The sequence below is a fragment of the Luteipulveratus halotolerans genome (assembly GCF_001247745.1).
In the GTDB taxonomy this organism is placed as follows: domain Bacteria; phylum Actinomycetota; class Actinomycetes; order Actinomycetales; family Dermatophilaceae; genus Luteipulveratus; species Luteipulveratus halotolerans.
The window spans coordinates 2297553-2311792 of record NZ_LAIR01000002.1; the positions used below are offsets into that span (position 1 = coordinate 2297553).

Annotated in this window: 16 protein-coding genes; 8 read left to right on the forward strand and 8 right to left on the reverse strand. The window is 70.3% G+C overall.

Going from position 1 to position 14240, the window contains the following annotated elements:
* Nucleotides 1-71 precede the first annotated feature (71 nt).
* Complete coding sequence (locus tag VV01_RS11605; protein ID WP_050670022.1) at nucleotides 72-1346, reverse strand: homogentisate 1,2-dioxygenase; 1275 nt, start codon at nucleotides 1344-1346, stop codon at nucleotides 72-74.
* Between the two features lie 91 nt (nucleotides 1347-1437).
* Between VV01_RS11605 and VV01_RS11610 the strand changes: the two genes are divergently transcribed.
* Together VV01_RS11610 and fahA are read left to right on the forward strand one after the other, a co-directional pair.
* On the forward strand, nucleotides 1438-2286 hold the full coding sequence (locus tag VV01_RS11610; protein WP_050670023.1) for a hypothetical protein: 849 nt from the start codon (nucleotides 1438-1440) through the stop codon (nucleotides 2284-2286).
* The gene (gene fahA / locus VV01_RS11615) at nucleotides 2277-3503 is read left to right on the forward strand and encodes a fumarylacetoacetase (protein WP_157508814.1); all 1227 of its coding nucleotides are present in this window, start codon (nucleotides 2277-2279) and stop codon (nucleotides 3501-3503) included. Before VV01_RS11610 ends, fahA begins: the two co-directional genes overlap by 10 nt.
* A gap of 190 nt (nucleotides 3504-3693) precedes the next feature.
* On the opposite strand, the gene VV01_RS11620 is transcribed toward fahA, so the two are convergent.
* From VV01_RS11620 to VV01_RS11630, 3 genes are all read right to left on the reverse strand, one after another.
* Complete coding sequence (locus VV01_RS11620; RefSeq protein ID WP_050671886.1) at nucleotides 3694-4980, reverse strand: MFS transporter; 1287 nt, start codon at nucleotides 4978-4980, stop codon at nucleotides 3694-3696.
* A gap of 63 nt (nucleotides 4981-5043) precedes the next feature.
* Nucleotides 5044-5934: a polyphosphate kinase 2 gene (gene ppk2 / locus VV01_RS11625; protein ID WP_050670025.1), complete on the reverse strand. Its 891-nt coding sequence runs from the start codon at nucleotides 5932-5934 to the stop codon at nucleotides 5044-5046.
* A 34-nt stretch (nucleotides 5935-5968) separates the two neighbouring features.
* Nucleotides 5969-6874, reverse strand: a complete 906-nt coding sequence (locus VV01_RS11630) for an AraC family transcriptional regulator (protein ID WP_050670026.1) — start codon at nucleotides 6872-6874, stop codon at nucleotides 5969-5971.
* A 27-nt stretch (nucleotides 6875-6901) separates the two neighbouring features.
* Between VV01_RS11630 and VV01_RS11635 the strand changes: the two genes are divergently transcribed.
* Nucleotides 6902-7396: a VOC family protein gene (locus VV01_RS11635; protein ID WP_050670027.1), complete on the forward strand. Its 495-nt coding sequence runs from the start codon at nucleotides 6902-6904 to the stop codon at nucleotides 7394-7396.
* On the opposite strand, the gene VV01_RS11640 is transcribed toward VV01_RS11635, so the two are convergent.
* From VV01_RS11640 to VV01_RS11650, 3 genes are read right to left on the reverse strand one after another with little or no spacing between them, the layout of a single operon-like run.
* Nucleotides 7368-7922, reverse strand: coding sequence for an LOG family protein (locus VV01_RS11640; RefSeq protein WP_050670028.1), 555 nt, complete (start codon nucleotides 7920-7922; stop codon nucleotides 7368-7370). The two genes, VV01_RS11635 and VV01_RS11640, sit on opposite strands and share 29 nt — an antisense overlap.
* Nucleotides 7919-8866 (reverse strand): RDD family protein, encoded by a 948-nt coding sequence (locus tag VV01_RS11645; RefSeq protein ID WP_050670029.1) that lies wholly within the window; start codon nucleotides 8864-8866, stop codon nucleotides 7919-7921. The genes VV01_RS11640 and VV01_RS11645 overlap by 4 nt, the downstream gene beginning before the upstream one ends.
* Nucleotides 8867-8916: 50 nt before the next feature.
* Nucleotides 8917-9819 (reverse strand): AurF N-oxygenase family protein, encoded by a 903-nt coding sequence (locus VV01_RS11650; RefSeq protein WP_050670030.1) that lies wholly within the window; start codon nucleotides 9817-9819, stop codon nucleotides 8917-8919.
* 72 nt (nucleotides 9820-9891) lie between these two features.
* On the opposite strand from VV01_RS11650, the gene VV01_RS11655 reads away from it, so the two are divergent.
* From VV01_RS11655 to VV01_RS11675, 5 genes are all read left to right on the forward strand, one after another.
* Nucleotides 9892-10584: a TetR family transcriptional regulator gene (locus VV01_RS11655; protein ID WP_197275028.1), complete on the forward strand. Its 693-nt coding sequence runs from the start codon at nucleotides 9892-9894 to the stop codon at nucleotides 10582-10584.
* Nucleotides 10574-10855, forward strand: coding sequence for a DUF4873 domain-containing protein (locus tag VV01_RS11660; protein WP_050670032.1), 282 nt, complete (start codon nucleotides 10574-10576; stop codon nucleotides 10853-10855). The genes VV01_RS11655 and VV01_RS11660 overlap by 11 nt, the downstream gene beginning before the upstream one ends.
* A gap of 48 nt (nucleotides 10856-10903) precedes the next feature.
* Nucleotides 10904-11173 carry a type II toxin-antitoxin system TacA family antitoxin gene (locus tag VV01_RS11665; protein WP_050671887.1) on the forward strand — a complete coding sequence of 90 codons (270 nt, stop codon included), beginning with the start codon at nucleotides 10904-10906 and terminating at the stop codon, nucleotides 11171-11173.
* Nucleotides 11170-11688: a GNAT family N-acetyltransferase gene (locus VV01_RS11670; protein ID WP_050670033.1), complete on the forward strand. Its 519-nt coding sequence runs from the start codon at nucleotides 11170-11172 to the stop codon at nucleotides 11686-11688. The genes VV01_RS11665 and VV01_RS11670 overlap by 4 nt, the downstream gene beginning before the upstream one ends.
* A 156-nt stretch (nucleotides 11689-11844) precedes the next feature.
* Nucleotides 11845-13407 (forward strand): HNH endonuclease signature motif containing protein, encoded by a 1563-nt coding sequence (locus VV01_RS11675; protein WP_050670034.1) that lies wholly within the window; start codon nucleotides 11845-11847, stop codon nucleotides 13405-13407.
* Nucleotides 13408-13663: 256 nt separating this feature from the next.
* Here VV01_RS11675 and VV01_RS11680 read toward each other — a convergent pair whose 3' ends face one another.
* The gene (locus tag VV01_RS11680) at nucleotides 13664-14164 is read right to left on the reverse strand and encodes a DUF3830 family protein (protein ID WP_050670035.1); all 501 of its coding nucleotides are present in this window, start codon (nucleotides 14162-14164) and stop codon (nucleotides 13664-13666) included.
* Between the last annotated feature and the right edge of the window lie 76 nt (nucleotides 14165-14240).

Here is a 14240-nt window from a genome sequence, read left to right on the forward strand (position 1 = left end):
GGTGAGCGTCCGGTGGGACCGCGGTGACGCTACTCCTGCGGGCAGCCCGGCGGGACGATGTCGTCGGGCGTTCACCCGATGGTCGGCGGCTCCCGGTCATCAGCCGGCTTGCCACCGACCCAGGTCCAGGCGTACTTCCCGTCGTCGACCGCGCGGCCCCCTTCACCGAGCTCGAGCGGTCGGAACGTGTCGACCATGACGGCCAGCTCGTCGAAGTAGTGCACGCCGACCGACTTCTCGTACGCCCCCGGCTGCGGGCCGTGCGCGTGACCGCCCGGGTGCACCGAGACCGAGCCCTTGTCGATGCCCGAGCCCTTGCGCGCCTCGTAGTCGCCCTCGACGTAGAACATGATCTCGTCGCTGTCGACGTTGGAGTGGTAGTACGGCACCGGGATCGACAGCTCGTGGTAGTCGACCTTGCGCGGCACGAAGTTGCAGATCACGAAGTTGTAGCCCTCGAACACCTGGTGCACGGGCGGCGGCTGGTGCACCTTGCCGGTGATCGGCATGTAGTCCTCGACGTTGAACGCGTACGGGTACAGGCAGCCGTCCCAGCCGACCACGTCGAGCGGGTGGTGCGGGTAGGTGTAGATCGTGCCGACGATGCCGCCGCTCGCCTGCGGGCCGCTCCCCCGGTGCTTGATGTAGACCTCGGTCGGCTCGTCCGCTGTGGCCCCGATGTCCTCGGCGAGCAGGGGCCCGTCCGGCCCGCGCAGGTCGCGCTCGCAGTACGGCGCGTGCTCCAGCAGCTGTCCGTAGCGGCTCAGGTAGCGCTTGGGCGGTGCGATGTGCGAGTTGCCCTCGATGGCGTACGCCCGCAGCGGCTCGACGTAGCCTTCGTCGCCCTGGACGACCGGGAGCCATCGATGCGTGGTCGCCCTCGGGATGATCAGGTAGTCGCCCTGGCGCAGGTCGAACGAGCCGAACACCGTTTGTACGTGGGCATTTCCGCGTTCGATGTAGACACACTCGTCACCGATGCCGTTGCGGTACCACGGGCTCGGTGCGTCGGCCACGACGTAGGAGATCCGCACGTCGCCGTTGCCGAGCACGAGCCGTCGGCCGGTGACGACGTCGACACCTCGGTCGTCGTCGCCGAACAGGTCGTGGAGCTTGAGGTGGCGCGGCACGAGCGGGTGGTTGGGCGTCGTCGCCAAAGAGTCGCCGAGCTCCCAGACGTGGGCGTCGGCGATGGCCGACGGGATGCCGCGGTGGTAGAGCAAAGAGGAGTCGGACGAGAAGCCTTCCTCACCCATGAGCTCTTCGTAGTAGAGACCGCCGTCGGGCGTGCGGTGCTGGGTGTGCCGCTTGGGCGGGATGCTGCCCTGGGACCGGTAGAACGCCATCGTGATGCCTCCGCATGAGCTCGCTCGAGGCGTCCGATTACCGGACGTCTTCGTCTCGTTGGCGGTGTGAGGATGCAGTAGCGTGACGGCCATGTCAACGCCGCCGACGCTGCCCCCGCGCGCGCTGTTCACCGGCCTGATCGACGATGCCGCGGTCTTCCCTCCCGGCAGCGCGACCCTCGAGGAGACCGTCGCCCGTCGCGACCAGCGACGCCACACCTCCTCCACCGATCTGGTGGGGCCGCTGCTGCTCCCGCCGACGCTGGTGACCGAGGCGGTCGCCGGCACCTCACCGCTCACCGTGTCGGTCGTCGTACGGCTCGGCGCCGCGCTCGCGCCGGTCCTCACCGCGGCGCGGCTGCTCGCCGACGCCCAGGGCCACTCGCTCGCCGGCATCGAGCTCGGCCACTCGCCCGAGTGGCGCGACGCCCTCGAACCGGCCGTGCCCGTCGCGGTCGAGGTGAGCGCTGACCCGGCCGGGCTGGAGGCGCTGAGCGACCTCGCCGGTGAGGCTGACGGCCAGCACGTGCTCGCCAAGCTGCGCACCGGGTCCACCGACCAGAACGCCGTGCCCACGCCCGCGCAGGTCGCAGCCTTCATCGTGGCCACGGTCCAGCACGACGTGGCGTTCAAGCTCACGGGAGGCCTGCACCACCCGATCGCCCACACGGCGATCACCTCGTCCGGTGCAGAAGAGCAGCACGGCTTCCTCAACGTGCTGCTCGCCACCGCGCGCGCACTCGACGGTGCGACTGCAGCTGACGTGAGCGCCGTTCTGTCCCAACGCGATTCGCGGACGGTGATTGACGACATCCGCGCGTTCGACGACGACACCGCGCGAACCGTGCGTGACCACTTCCACTCCTACGGCTGCTGCGAGGTGCTCGACCCGATCCGCGCACTGGCCGACCTCCGACTCATCGAGGAGACATCCCTGTGACGACAGCCACCGCCACCTGGCTCGACATCGCCGCCGACCACCCGTACGGCATCGCCCACCTGCCGTACGGCGTGTTCGCGCCCGCCGACGGCGAGGCCCGCGTCGGCGTACGCATCGGCGACCGGGTGCTCGACCTCGGCGCGTGCGCTGAGGCGGCCGGCATGGAGTCCGCATCGGTCTGGCAGACGCCGAGCCTGAACGCCTTTCTCGCACAAGGCCGTTCGGCGTGGGCATCGGGTCGCGCGTGGATCGTCGAGATGCTCTCCAACGACGCGCGACGCGACTGCGTGGAGCCTCACCTGTACGCCCTCGGCGAGGTGACCCTGCACCTGCCGATCGAGGTCGCCGACTACGTCGACTTCTACGCCAGTGAGCAGCACGCGACCAACGTCGGCTCGATCTTCCGGCCCGACGGCGACGCACTGACGCCCAACTGGAAGCACCTGCCGATCGGCTACCACGGGCGGTCCGGCACGGTCGTCGTGAGCGGCACCGATGTCGTACGCCCCACCGGTCAGCGCAAGACACCTGCTGACTCCGAACCCGTCTTCGGACCGTCGATCCGACTCGACATCGAGGCCGAGCTCGGGTTCGTGGTGGGCGGCACTAGCGAGATCGGGTCACGCGTCGGTGTCGACGCGGCCGACGAGCACCTCTTCGGTGTCGCGCTGTTCAACGACTGGTCGGCGCGCGACATCCAGGCCTGGGAGTACGTCCCGCTCGGACCGTTCCTCGGCAAGTCGTTCGCGTCGTCGTTGGCCGCCTGGGTGACCCCGATGGAGGCGCTGAGCGCGGCGCGGGTCGACCTCCCGGCTCAGGACCCCCGGCCTCTGGACTACCTGCGTGGTGACGCGCTCTACGGGCTCGACATCGAGATGGAGGTCTCGATCAACGGCACGGTCGTCTCACGCCCGCCCTACCGCGGGATGTACTGGTCCCCCACGCAGATGCTCGCGCACATGACCGTCAACGGCGCGAGCCTGCGCCCCGGCGACCTGTTCGCGTCGGGCACGGTCTCGGGTGACGCGAAGGCCGAGCGCGGCTCGCTGCTCGAGCTGACGTGGTCGGGCCAGGAGCCGATCACGTTGCAGGACGGTCAGACTCGCGCCTTCCTCGAGGACGGCGACACGGTGACGATCACGGCGACGGCCCCCGGGCCGGAGGGCGTACGCATCGGTCTCGGTGAGGTCACCGGCACGATCCGCCCGGCGCACTGAGCGCCGCTGGCTGAGCCGGCCAGACCGCTGGTTGAGCCGGGCCGAGGCGCTAGCCGAGGCCCGTGTCGAAACCCGGTGCCGCGCAGGGAGACTCAGCCCTCGCGGTCACCCGGTTTCGACACGGGCTCGCGCTGGGCGCTCGCCCGGCTCAACCAGCAAACGCGCTCGCACGGCTCAACCAGCGAACGTCCTAGGCGCTGAGGACGACCTCCTCGACGGCCGGCCGAACTCCGTTGGCAGCCGGCGAGATCCGTCGTTCGACGTGGAGCGCGAGCGCCGCGACGACGCCACAGCCTGCGACCAGCACACCGATGTAGACCGCGCCGAGACCGTGGCCGATCAGCACGCCCGACACGGCCGGCCCGACGAGGCCCGACAGCTGGAACGTGCCGGTGAGGGCTGCGTTGTAGCGACCCGTGGAACGAGCGGGTGCCAGGTCGTTGACCATGGCCGGCACGGTCGGCTGGTAGAACGTCTCGCCCAGCCCGAACACCGCCGCACACGTCGCCACCAGCACGGCGGCCATGAGTGCGCTGCCGACCAGGCCCGCACCGCCCAGGCTGGCCCAGGCGAGCGCCCACACCACCGCCATCACGACGAGCACTCGGGTGCGGCGCCGGCCCTCGATGCGCTGCAGCACCAGCAGCTGGAGCACGACGATGACGACCGTGTTGAGCGCATAGGCCCAGCCGAGCGCCTGCGTCGAGATGCCGCCCTCGGCGCGCGCGTAGGCAGGCATCCCGGAGTTGAGCTGGGCATAACCGACGAAGCCGGCGACGAACGCCAGCACCAGGACCGGCCGCAGCTGACGGTCACGCAGGACGACGGCGTACGACGTGGTGTCGGCGTCGTCGTCGGTGTGCTGCGGCGTGCCGGTGATGTGGCGCAGCGGACCGAGGAGCACCAGGAGCGGCGCGACGAAGCTGAGCGCGTTGAGCAGGTAGATCGCGACGAACGTGCCGGGCCGGTCGACGTCGACGAACAGGCCGCCCGCGATGCCGCCGATGCCGATGCCCAGGTTGAGCATGGTGAAGCTCACGCCGAAGTAGCGCTGCCGGATGTGCGAGGGCATGATCGCGGCGACCATCGTGCTGATGCCCGGCCAGATCGCCGAGCCGGCCACGCCGAGCAGGGTCAGCGCGAGGGCCGCCGAGACCGGACCGCGAGCCTGCGAGAGCAGCACCTCGGCGAGGATCTGCACGCTGAGTGCTGCGACGAGCAGGCGTCGCGCACCGAACCGGTCCATCAGCGCACCGGCAGGACCGACCAGCAGCAGGCCCACGACGGCGGGGATGCCGAGCAGGACACCGACCGTCGACAGCGGGATGTCGCGCACCTCGTGCAGGTAGACCACGCTGAACGGCAGGACCAGGCCCGTGCCGATGAAGTCGAAGATGATCGTCGAGAGCAGCCACTTGCCCTCACGCGGCAGGTCGTGCCAGAAGTCGGTCAGCGCGGGGCGTTCGGTCGTGGACACGGCCCCCACTGTGCCTGCCACCTCTGACAGCGAGCCACCAATTTTGCCTCCGGCGCGGGCCGGTCAGTCGCCGACGGCGTCGACCCCGCGCTTGACGATCAGCGGGTCGGGCGCGGTGACCACGGAGGCGTCCTTGCCGTCGTACTCGAACTGGTCGAGGAAGAAGCGCATCGCGTTCAGCCGCGCACGCTTCTTGTCGTTGCTCTTGATGGTCGTCCAGGGCGCGATGTCGGTGTCGGTACGCAGGAACATCGCCTCCTTGGCGTCGGTGTAGGAGCCCCACTTGTCGAGCGACTCCAGGTCCATGGGCGAGAGCTTCCACTGCCGCACCGGGTCGACCTGCCGGATGATGAACCGGGTGCGCTGCTCGGACTGCGTCACCGAGAACCAGAACTTGGTCAGCGTGATGCCGCTGTCGACGAGCATCTGCTCGAACAACGGCACCTGCTTCATGAAGCGTTCGTACTGGTCGTCGTCGGCGAAGCCCATGACCCGCTCGACGCCGGCGCGGTTGTACCAGGACCGGTCGAACAGCACCATCTCGCCCGACGTCGGCAGGTGCTGGACGTAGCGCTGGAAGTACCACTGGCCCAGCTCGCGGTCGCTCGGCTTGGTGAGCGCGACCGTACGGGCGTAGCGCGGGTTGAGGTGCTCCATGAACCGCTTGATCGTGCCGCCCTTGCCGGCGGCGTCGCGGCCCTCGAACAGCAGCACGTGCTTGCCGCCCGTCTCGGTGTTCCACCGCTGGAACTTCAGCAGCTCGACCTGCAGGAGGTATTTCTGCTCGTCGTAGTCCTCACGCGAGATGCGCTCGTCGTACGGGTAGTTCTCCCGCCAGGTGTCGACGGCGCTGCCGTCGGGCCCGAGCAGCACCGGGTCGTCGTCGTGGTCCTCACCGATGGTGTGACCCTCGGTGTGCAGGCGGTCGATGTACGCGCGGACGTTCTCGAGCATGGCCGGAACCTAGGCGGGTCCGATGAACGGACGGTTACGGGTGGGAGCCCTGCCGCGCATCACGGGCGTACTGGCCGGGAGTCACGCCGAGGAAGCGGCGGAAGTCGCGGACGAAGTGGGACTGGTCGTACCACCCGAGCCGGGCTGCCACCTCGGCCAGGTCTGCATCAGGCGTGGAGTCGAGCACGGCTGCGGCGTCCTGCAACCGGCATCGCGTGAGCACCCACTTCGGGGTCGCACCGATGTAGCGCCGGAACAGCCGTTGGACCGTGCGCACCGACACGTCACGAGCCGCCCCGATCTGCTCGACCCGCACGATCGAGTCGTCGAGACGGACGGCGTCGACGAGCCCGGCCGCGGTGAGGTAGTCCGCCGACGGCTCGGGCAGCTGCGGCTCCAACCAGGCCTGCACGATCTCGCGACGCACCTCGTCACGAGGCTCGGCGAGCACGTCACGCAGCACGTCGGCTGCCCCGGACAGCACATCGGAGACCGCGAGGCTCTGGTCGGTTGCGAGCTCGCGCCCGGCGATCGCGGCGAGCGCACCCGGCCGGAACCGTACGCCGAAGACCCGCGCCTCTCCCTCGAGCCGGACGACGAACCGGTCGGTCCAGACGGTGGTCAGCACGGCCGCAGGCATGTCGACGCCGTGCCGCACGAGCGGGCCGCCGTCCTCACGCCGACCGTCCTCGAACGTCAGGTGGCAGATCGGGTTGGTGATGACCTCGCTGAGCTCCAACGGCGCACCGTGGCGGCGCCAGCGCACCGACCAGAACCGGTCGGCGTACGCCTCAAGCGCCGGTGAGGTGACCTCGAGCAGGCCACGCTCCATCACCTGGTCGGTGCGCTGCGGGTGGACGATCTCGCCGAGCCCGTCGGCACGCCCACGGGGGCCGACCTGACGCGGCTCGGCGGCTGTCGCGTTCGTCCAAGACGTCACCGGTTCAGCCTAGGCAGGATCGCTGACATGACGACGAGCACCAGCACCGACCAGGCCGCGACCGCCTACCGCCCCACTGGATACACGACGCTGACACCGTTCCTCTCCGTGAACGGCGCGGCGCAGGCGATCGACTTCTACACCTCCGTGTTCGGGGCGCGTCTGGTCTCCAAGACCGACGGACCGGACGGCACGATCGCCCACGCCGAGCTCGAGCTGGAGCAGGGTCGCTTCCAGCTGGGCGACCCGGTCGAGGCGTACGGCCTCGCGGCCCCGACCGACGCGGACGCCACGACGTTCTCGCTGGCGATCTACGTGCCCGACTGCGACGCGACCCTCGCCGCGGCGCAGGAGGCGGGCGCGACCGTACGAGAGCCGGCGTCGACGTTCGTGACCGGCGACCGATTCGCTTCAGTACGAGACCCGTTCGGTGTCCGCTGGTCGATCATGACCCGGGTGGAGGACGTCTCGGACGAGGAGGCCGAGCGTCGGGTCAAGGAGTGGATGGAGCAGCAGGGCTGAGCGCCGCCCACAGACCGTCCGGGTTGTCGGCCACGACGAGCCCGTCACGCGCCGACGCCCGGACGAACCCGGCCTCGACCATGTGGTCGAGCGCCGCGAGCAGCGGCTGCCAGTAGCCGTGCACGTCGTAGAACGCGACCGGCTTGTCGTGCAGCCCGATCTGCTGCCAGGTCCAGACCTCGAAGATCTCCTCGAGCGTGCCGATGCCACCGGGGAGGGCGACGAACGCGTCGGCGTACGACGCCATGAGCGCCTTGCGCTCGTGCATCGACTCGACCTCGTGCAGCCCGGTGAGCCCGTGGTGCGGTACCTCGGCGGAGAACACCGAGCGCGGGATGACACCGATCACCTCGGCGCCCTCCTCGAGGGCAGCATCGGCAACCGCGCCCATGAGACCGACGGACGCGCCGCCGTAGACGATGCCGACGCCCCGTCGGGCGAAGGACCGGGTCAGCTCGACCGCCGCCTGTGACCACCGCGCGTCGGCTCCGGGTGACGAACCGGTGAAGAGCGCGACGCGCCTCACTGCAGCGGTTCCTGGCGATGAACCTTGCCGACCACGACGACGGTGGCGGGCAGCTTGTCGTGCAGCGCCTGGCGCTGCTTGTCACCGAGCGGCCAGAGACCGTCGACGAAGGTGAAGAGCGTGCCGAGCCCGCTGATCGCCGGGACCGGGAAGACGACGGCCGTGATGCCCTTGACGAGGAAGCGCACCGCGGCGTCACTGACCGACGGCGGCCCGGGGTGCTCGAGCTGACGGACCGAGATGCCCGTGACGACCTTGCCGAGCGTGCGTCCGTGCCACGCGGTGAGCGTGATCTCGTAGATCGCGTAGACCAGCAGCGAGATCAGCGCCCACTGCCACGGGATCTCGCTCAGCGCCTCGGGGGCGGAGGGCGCGGTGACGCCACGCTGCTGGGCGTCCATGACGTCCTCGGCATAGCTCGCGTACGTCTCGAACCAGCTCTGCGACCAGGGCCACGCCAGCGCTGTGCTCACGCAGAGCACGAGGATGCCGTCGATGACGTAGGCACCGAACCGGCGCCACCAGCCGCTGATGCGCTGGCCGTCCGCCGTCAGCGGAACGGGTTTGGGCGCGGGCGCACCGTACGGCTGCCCCTGCCACGGCTGCTGTCCCTGCGGGTGGGGCGGGTACGGCGGCTGCTGCGGAGGTGGGTACGCGCCGGCGGGCGGTCCACCCGCGGGAGACGAACCGCCCGCCGGGCTCGACCCACCGCTCGCCGGAGGTGCCTGCCAGGGGTTGGCCGACCGGTCGTCGTACGACGGGGGCCCGGTCCGCTCAGCGGCGTCGTCGTGCTCGTCGGGGCGCTGCGGCGAACCGATGGTCGACCGTTCGAGACCAGGCATCGCCTTGGGCGTGCGGCGGTCGGTCCACAGGATCCCGTCGAAGTAGCGGAGCTGAGTGGGATCGTCCGGGTCGTCGTACCAGCCGGAGGGACGTTGCGCCATGGGCGCATCCTCTCACCGGGTGCTGGGCCCGCCGTCCAGCGCGGCCCAGGTCAGCCGGTCGGCAGGAGGTAGGAGCGCTCCCAGGTACGGCGGTGCCGCGGCGGGATCAGGCCCTGGCTCTCCACGAAAGGCACGACCTTCTCCGCCATCCACGCGAGCGTGCGCTGGTAGTGCGGGTTGCCGAGCGCCTCGTGCCGGGCCGTGCGAGGGTCGAGGCCGACGGCGGCGTACACGCGCGGGTTGACCAGGGAGCGCGACACGGCGAACACCGACTGCGCGAGCATCGCCTGGTGGTACGCCAGCGCGAGGCGCGAGAGGCGAGGTCGCTCACGCTCGATCTCCTGCTTGGCGAACGTGATGTGGCGCGCCTCCTCGAGCACGTGGATGCGGCAGACCATGCGCGCCATCGGCTGCACCCGCTCGTCCTTGATGAGCTCGCGCTGCCAGCGGTCGAGGATGTCCTCGACGACGAGCGTGCCGGCGTACGCACTCACACCGGAGCCGAGCAGCTTCATCACCCGTCCGGAGGTGTGCACGCGCGGCTGCGGCCCGTACGCCGGGACGTCGAGCCGCTCGATCGCGCGCCCGAACATCGTGGAGTGCCGGCACTCGTCGGCGATCTCGGTGAGCATGTAGTGGGTACGCCGGTCGGTCGGGTCGGCGTCGTAGACACCGCGCAGCATGACCTCCATCAGCACGATCTCGAACCACAGCCCGACCGACATGATGCTCGCGACCTCATGACGTGACAGCTCGATGCGCTGCTGCTCGGAGAGGCGTTCCCAGGTGGGTGTGCCGTAGAGCGACATCCGCTCGGGCTGCATGAACCACGCACCGTCGACGAACGGCGCGTCCCAGTCGAGGTCTACCTCGGGGTCGTAGGAGTGCCGCGCGCTCGAGGCGAGCAGCCGCTGGGCGACGGCTTCGGTGCGGTCGGGTGTGGACGTGCTCATGGGTGGCTCCTCGACCCTCTCTCAGACTTATGCGTTACCCACGGTAACGGATAATGAGGTACTGTGGCCGACGTGTCAGCACGAGTCAAGAGCGATCGCCGCACCACCCGATGGGACGAGCACCGCGAGCAACGCCGCACCGAGCTCATCGAGGCCGCCGTCCGCACCATCGACCGCCTCGGGCCCGACGCGAGCATCGCCGAGATGGCCCAGGAGGCCAAGGCCAGCAAGCCGGTGCTCTACCGCTACTTCGCCGACAAGAACGAGCTGCACGCCGCCGTCGCGTCCTGGGCGAGCGCTCGCGTCACCGACCAGATGCTCCCGGCCCTCACCCGGCCGGGTGCGATGCGCGACCGGGTGGCCGATGCCGTCGATGCCTACCTGCGCGTCATCGAGGAGCACCCGCAGGTCTTCCAGCTGCTCATCCATCACCGCGGCGAGGGCGACATCCTCGCGACCGAGAAGGACTCCATCGCCGCAGCCCTCGCGGTCCTGATGGGCGACACGTTCCGACGGCTCGACCTCGACGCGGCCGGCGCCGAGCCCTGGGCCCACGGCCTCGTCGGCCTCGGCCTGTCCACCGGCGAGTGGTGGCTCGAGCGTCGTTCGATGTCGCGCACCGCCGTCGGCCGCTACCTGTCCCAGCTCATCTGGCACGCGTTCGCCGGCATCATCGAGGAGTCCGGCGGCAGCCTCGCCGACCTCGATCACATCTCGACCCCGCCGACCGTCGTACCCCTGCAGGAGGTCCGCGATGACGCATGAGCCCGGCGAGGCGTACGACGGCGTCGCGATGGTCAGCTCACCCGACGCGACGGCCGAGGTCGGCGTACGCCTGCGCGGCGCCTTCCAGCCCATCGACGGCCGGTTCCACTGGTACGGCCGGCTGGCGTCGGACTCCGTTGTCTCCGAACGTTTTTCGAGCGGTACGACGGTCACGCTGTCGACGCCCCACGGCTCGGCGGCAGGCCGGTTGAGTGACGTCGACCCGTGGGGTCGCTTCCGGGTCACAGGCGTCGGCCGGCCGCCGTTCTAGTCGTGTACGGACAACTGACGTACACTGATGGCGGCGAAGGGAGCTGCCATGTCCACCAAGAGCGATCGCCTTGAGCTGCGCATCGATCCGGGCTCGCGTGAGCGCATCAGCATGGCCGCCGAGCTCCTCGACGAAAAGCTGTCGGACTTCGTACGCGGCGCAAGCCTTGATCGTGCCGAGGCTGTTCTCGCACGCGCCGATCACACCTTGATGCCTGCTCTCCAGTTCGACGCCATGGTGGAGTCGCTCGACGTCCCCGATGCTGCGCCCCGACTGCGAGACGCCGCGCAGGCGAAGCGCCGCTTCACCCGCGCGTGACTGCACCCTCGTGGCAGTCCGTCCCGCTCTCTGAGTCACACGTCAGCGACACCTTCGCCTGCGGTGTCGACCCGCTCGATCGCTGGTTGCAGGTCGACGCCTGGCGAGCGCAGCAGGCCGGCGCGGCCCGAACGTTCGTGTGGGTCACCGCCGGTTCGTCGGCCGTCGTCGCCTACTTCTCCTTGGCGCCGACGCAAGTCTCTCGTGGCGACGTCAGCCGTGGACTCGGCGGCGGCTACAGCCACGTCCCTGGCTATCTCCTCGCCCGGCTGGCGCTCGACACGTCCCTGCACGGGCAAGGGCTCGGTGCCCAGCTCCTCGTCGATGCGCTCGAACGCGTCGTCGCTGCGGCAGACCGGGCCGGCGGCCGCCTCATCGTGGTCGATCCGATCGACGACACAGCTGCAGCGTTCTACGAGCGGTTCGACTTCAGGCATGTCGAGCAGTCGACGCGGATGTACATGAAGGTCGCCACCGCGCGCGCGGCCCTCGCTCCTCGATCACGTACGCCGTAGAGGCAAGGACGCCGGCGTCGCCTGCTGCGACGCGGCGACTCACGTTCACCCTCGCCCAGCTGCAGAACGGACCTCAGCTCGTGCTCTGAGGCCGTGGCCAATCCGTCACCGGTGAGGTCGAAGCCCGCTGTCGGTGGTCGAATTTATGTTCGACTCATGGCGATCCAGGCGACGGCTGCGGCCCCGGGCGTGGCGCGCGGTGCGAGCACGACGTTGCGCATCGCCTCCAGCGTCCTGTCCGGGGTCGACGCGTGCTTGTGGTCGCTGTCCGACGACGGAGTGGCGGACCTGCTCACCTCCGTCGCGCGCTTGCGGGCGGTGCTGGAGCGTGTCGAGGTCGCCGCGGTCCGTGAGGGGCTGACGCGGGGGTTGCACACCGCAGGCGGTTACGGCGCGACCGACTGGGTGCGGCGCTGCCAGCAGCGCGCGGGTGGAGCAGCGGTGACCGACCCGGCGCACGTCGCGCGGGTGCTGCGGGTCGGGGCGTGCGCGGACCGGCCCTCGGGGCGGGCTGTGTGGCAGGCGTTCGTCTCGGGTGACCTGGGCTTGGGCAAGGCCGATCAGGTGGCGCGGTTCGAGCGTGAGGTGTCGCCGGTCGCCGCGGCCGAGTCGGTGGAGTCCGCGGTCGACCAGCTCGTTGCCGCGGCGACCGACTCCGTCGAGGACGGCACGGGCCTGACGCCGCGCGAGCTGGCGACCGCCGTCCGGGTCGCGGGCCGGTTGGTCAAGCCCGAGCGTGACCTCGAGGCTGAGCACGACGCCCGCGCCCGTGGCCGGTCGTTCACCCGGCGGCCCGGCCCGGCCGGGTTGTGCGAGTACCGCGTGCTGCTCGATCCCGACGGCGCTGCTGTCGTCGACGCCGCAGTCGCCGGACTGTCAGCCCCCATGACCAGCCCGGACGGCACACCCGACCCGCGCACCGCGACCCGACGGCGTGCGGACGCGCTGGTCGAGATCGTGCGCCGAGGCGTCTCCTCGCCCGGAGCAGCACCCAAGACATCCAAGGCGCAGGTGATCGTCACGATGACCCTGGCCGAGCTGCTCGCCCAGATGCGCACAGCACCCGAAGGTGCGACCACTGGCTGCCAGGCACCGCCGTCACGAGCGGGTGCCGGCGTGACCGCCACTGGTGAGGTGCTGTCCCCCACTGAAGTACGCCGGCACGCCTGCGACGCCGGCATCATCCCGATGGTGCTCGGCTCGCGCGGCGAGGTCCTCGACGTCGGTGTCGAGTCGCGGCTGTTCACACCCGGACAGCGCAGGGCACTGTGGCGCCGCGATGGCGGGTGCACCTTTCCGGGGTGCACGATCCCCGCGCAGTGGTGCGACGCCCATCACGTACGACACTGGGTCCACGGCGGACGCACCGACCTGAGCAACGCAGCACTGCTGTGCGGTCGCCACCACACCACGGTCCACCGCCATGACCTGACGGCGACTGTCACGCAGACCGGAGTCGTCTGGGACCTGGCACCCGGCTCCGGCACCCGCGCGCTGCTCGAACCGGGGGTTGTCGGCTCTCGCGCCGCCGACGCCGAGAGCGATCACGCGGCCAGCAGTGGGCACGATCGCGCCGCCGGGGGTGGGCACGATGGCGCCCCGGACAGAGCGTCGACCAGGGGTGCGAGCCCGAAGACCCGCACCGTCATGGGCGATCGGCGCGCCGGCTCCGCGACGACCAGCGGCTCCCTGACGACCAACGACTCCGGCCCGCCCTGACGCCTCCGCCCCGCAGCTCGCCTTGGCCGGCGGGCTCAGCGGCGTGCCCTCGGCAGGGCCGCCACCGTCTCGGCGTCGTGAGCGACGGCGGCCGGCCCGGGGCATCCTCCAGGATGACGTCGCCATCCGCCCGCGCCGCGTGTCCGTGCGCTCAAACGGTGTGCGCGGAGAGCCCGCCCGGCGCGCTCAGAAGGTGTACGCGGAGCCCGCCCCGGGCGCTCAAAGGGTGTGCGCGGGGAGCCTGCTCGGCGAGCGCTCAGTCGACCCGGTCGAAGGTCAGCGTCTCTCCCCTGGCGCCGCCCATCCACACGTCCTGGCACGCGGTCACCATGTCGTCGTACCCGTCGGTGATCTCTGCGAACACGTTGCCCGGCACCCAGCCCTGGTCGCCGTTGATGAGCAGGTTGTTGCGGCCGTAGAAGATCGCGAGGTCGACGATCCGGGACGCCGCGCGGTTCTCCTTCTCCGCCTTGTAGCCGTACGCCGGGTTGCCGAGCTGGTCGCCGCTGAAGCTGAACCAGCACACGTCACGCGGGATCGGCGTGATCGTGGTGTTCTCCGGTCCGGGCTCCGGCGCGTCGAGGTCGGTGAGCAGCCCGTACACCTCGTTGCGGGCGTACTTGCCGTGGAACGCGGGCGCCGTCAGCGGCAGCGCGTCCCACACGGCGTTGCACGTCCGCGGCGCGGCGTCGTCGAGCAGTCGAGCCGTGCACGACACCTTGCGCAGGTCAAGGGTGATGGTGATGAACCGGGCCAATGTCGTTGTCCTTCCACGAGTTTCGGATCGTGTCCCTTGGTCTCGATACGCCTCCGCTAGCGCTCCGGCTACTCGA

Coding starts and splice junctions, on each gene's coding strand:
- VV01_RS11675 (WP_050670034.1), top strand. CDS start 11,845: ATGGCGATCCAGGCGACGGCTGCGGCCCCGGGCGTGGCGCGCGGTGCG.
- VV01_RS11635 (WP_050670027.1), top strand. CDS start 6,902: ATGACGACGAGCACCAGCACCGACCAGGCCGCGACCGCCTACCGCCCC.
- VV01_RS11610 (WP_050670023.1), top strand. CDS start 1,438: ATGTCAACGCCGCCGACGCTGCCCCCGCGCGCGCTGTTCACCGGCCTG.
- VV01_RS11665 (WP_050671887.1), top strand. CDS start 10,904: ATGTCCACCAAGAGCGATCGCCTTGAGCTGCGCATCGATCCGGGCTCG.
- ppk2 (WP_050670025.1), bottom strand. CDS start 5,934: ATGCTCGAGAACGTCCGCGCGTACATCGACCGCCTGCACACCGAGGGT.
- VV01_RS11650 (WP_050670030.1), bottom strand. CDS start 9,819: ATGAGCACGTCCACACCCGACCGCACCGAAGCCGTCGCCCAGCGGCTG.
- VV01_RS11645 (WP_050670029.1), bottom strand. CDS start 8,866: ATGGCGCAACGTCCCTCCGGCTGGTACGACGACCCGGACGATCCCACT.
- VV01_RS11660 (WP_050670032.1), top strand. CDS start 10,574: ATGACGCATGAGCCCGGCGAGGCGTACGACGGCGTCGCGATGGTCAGC.
- VV01_RS11605 (WP_050670022.1), bottom strand. CDS start 1,346: ATGGCGTTCTACCGGTCCCAGGGCAGCATCCCGCCCAAGCGGCACACC.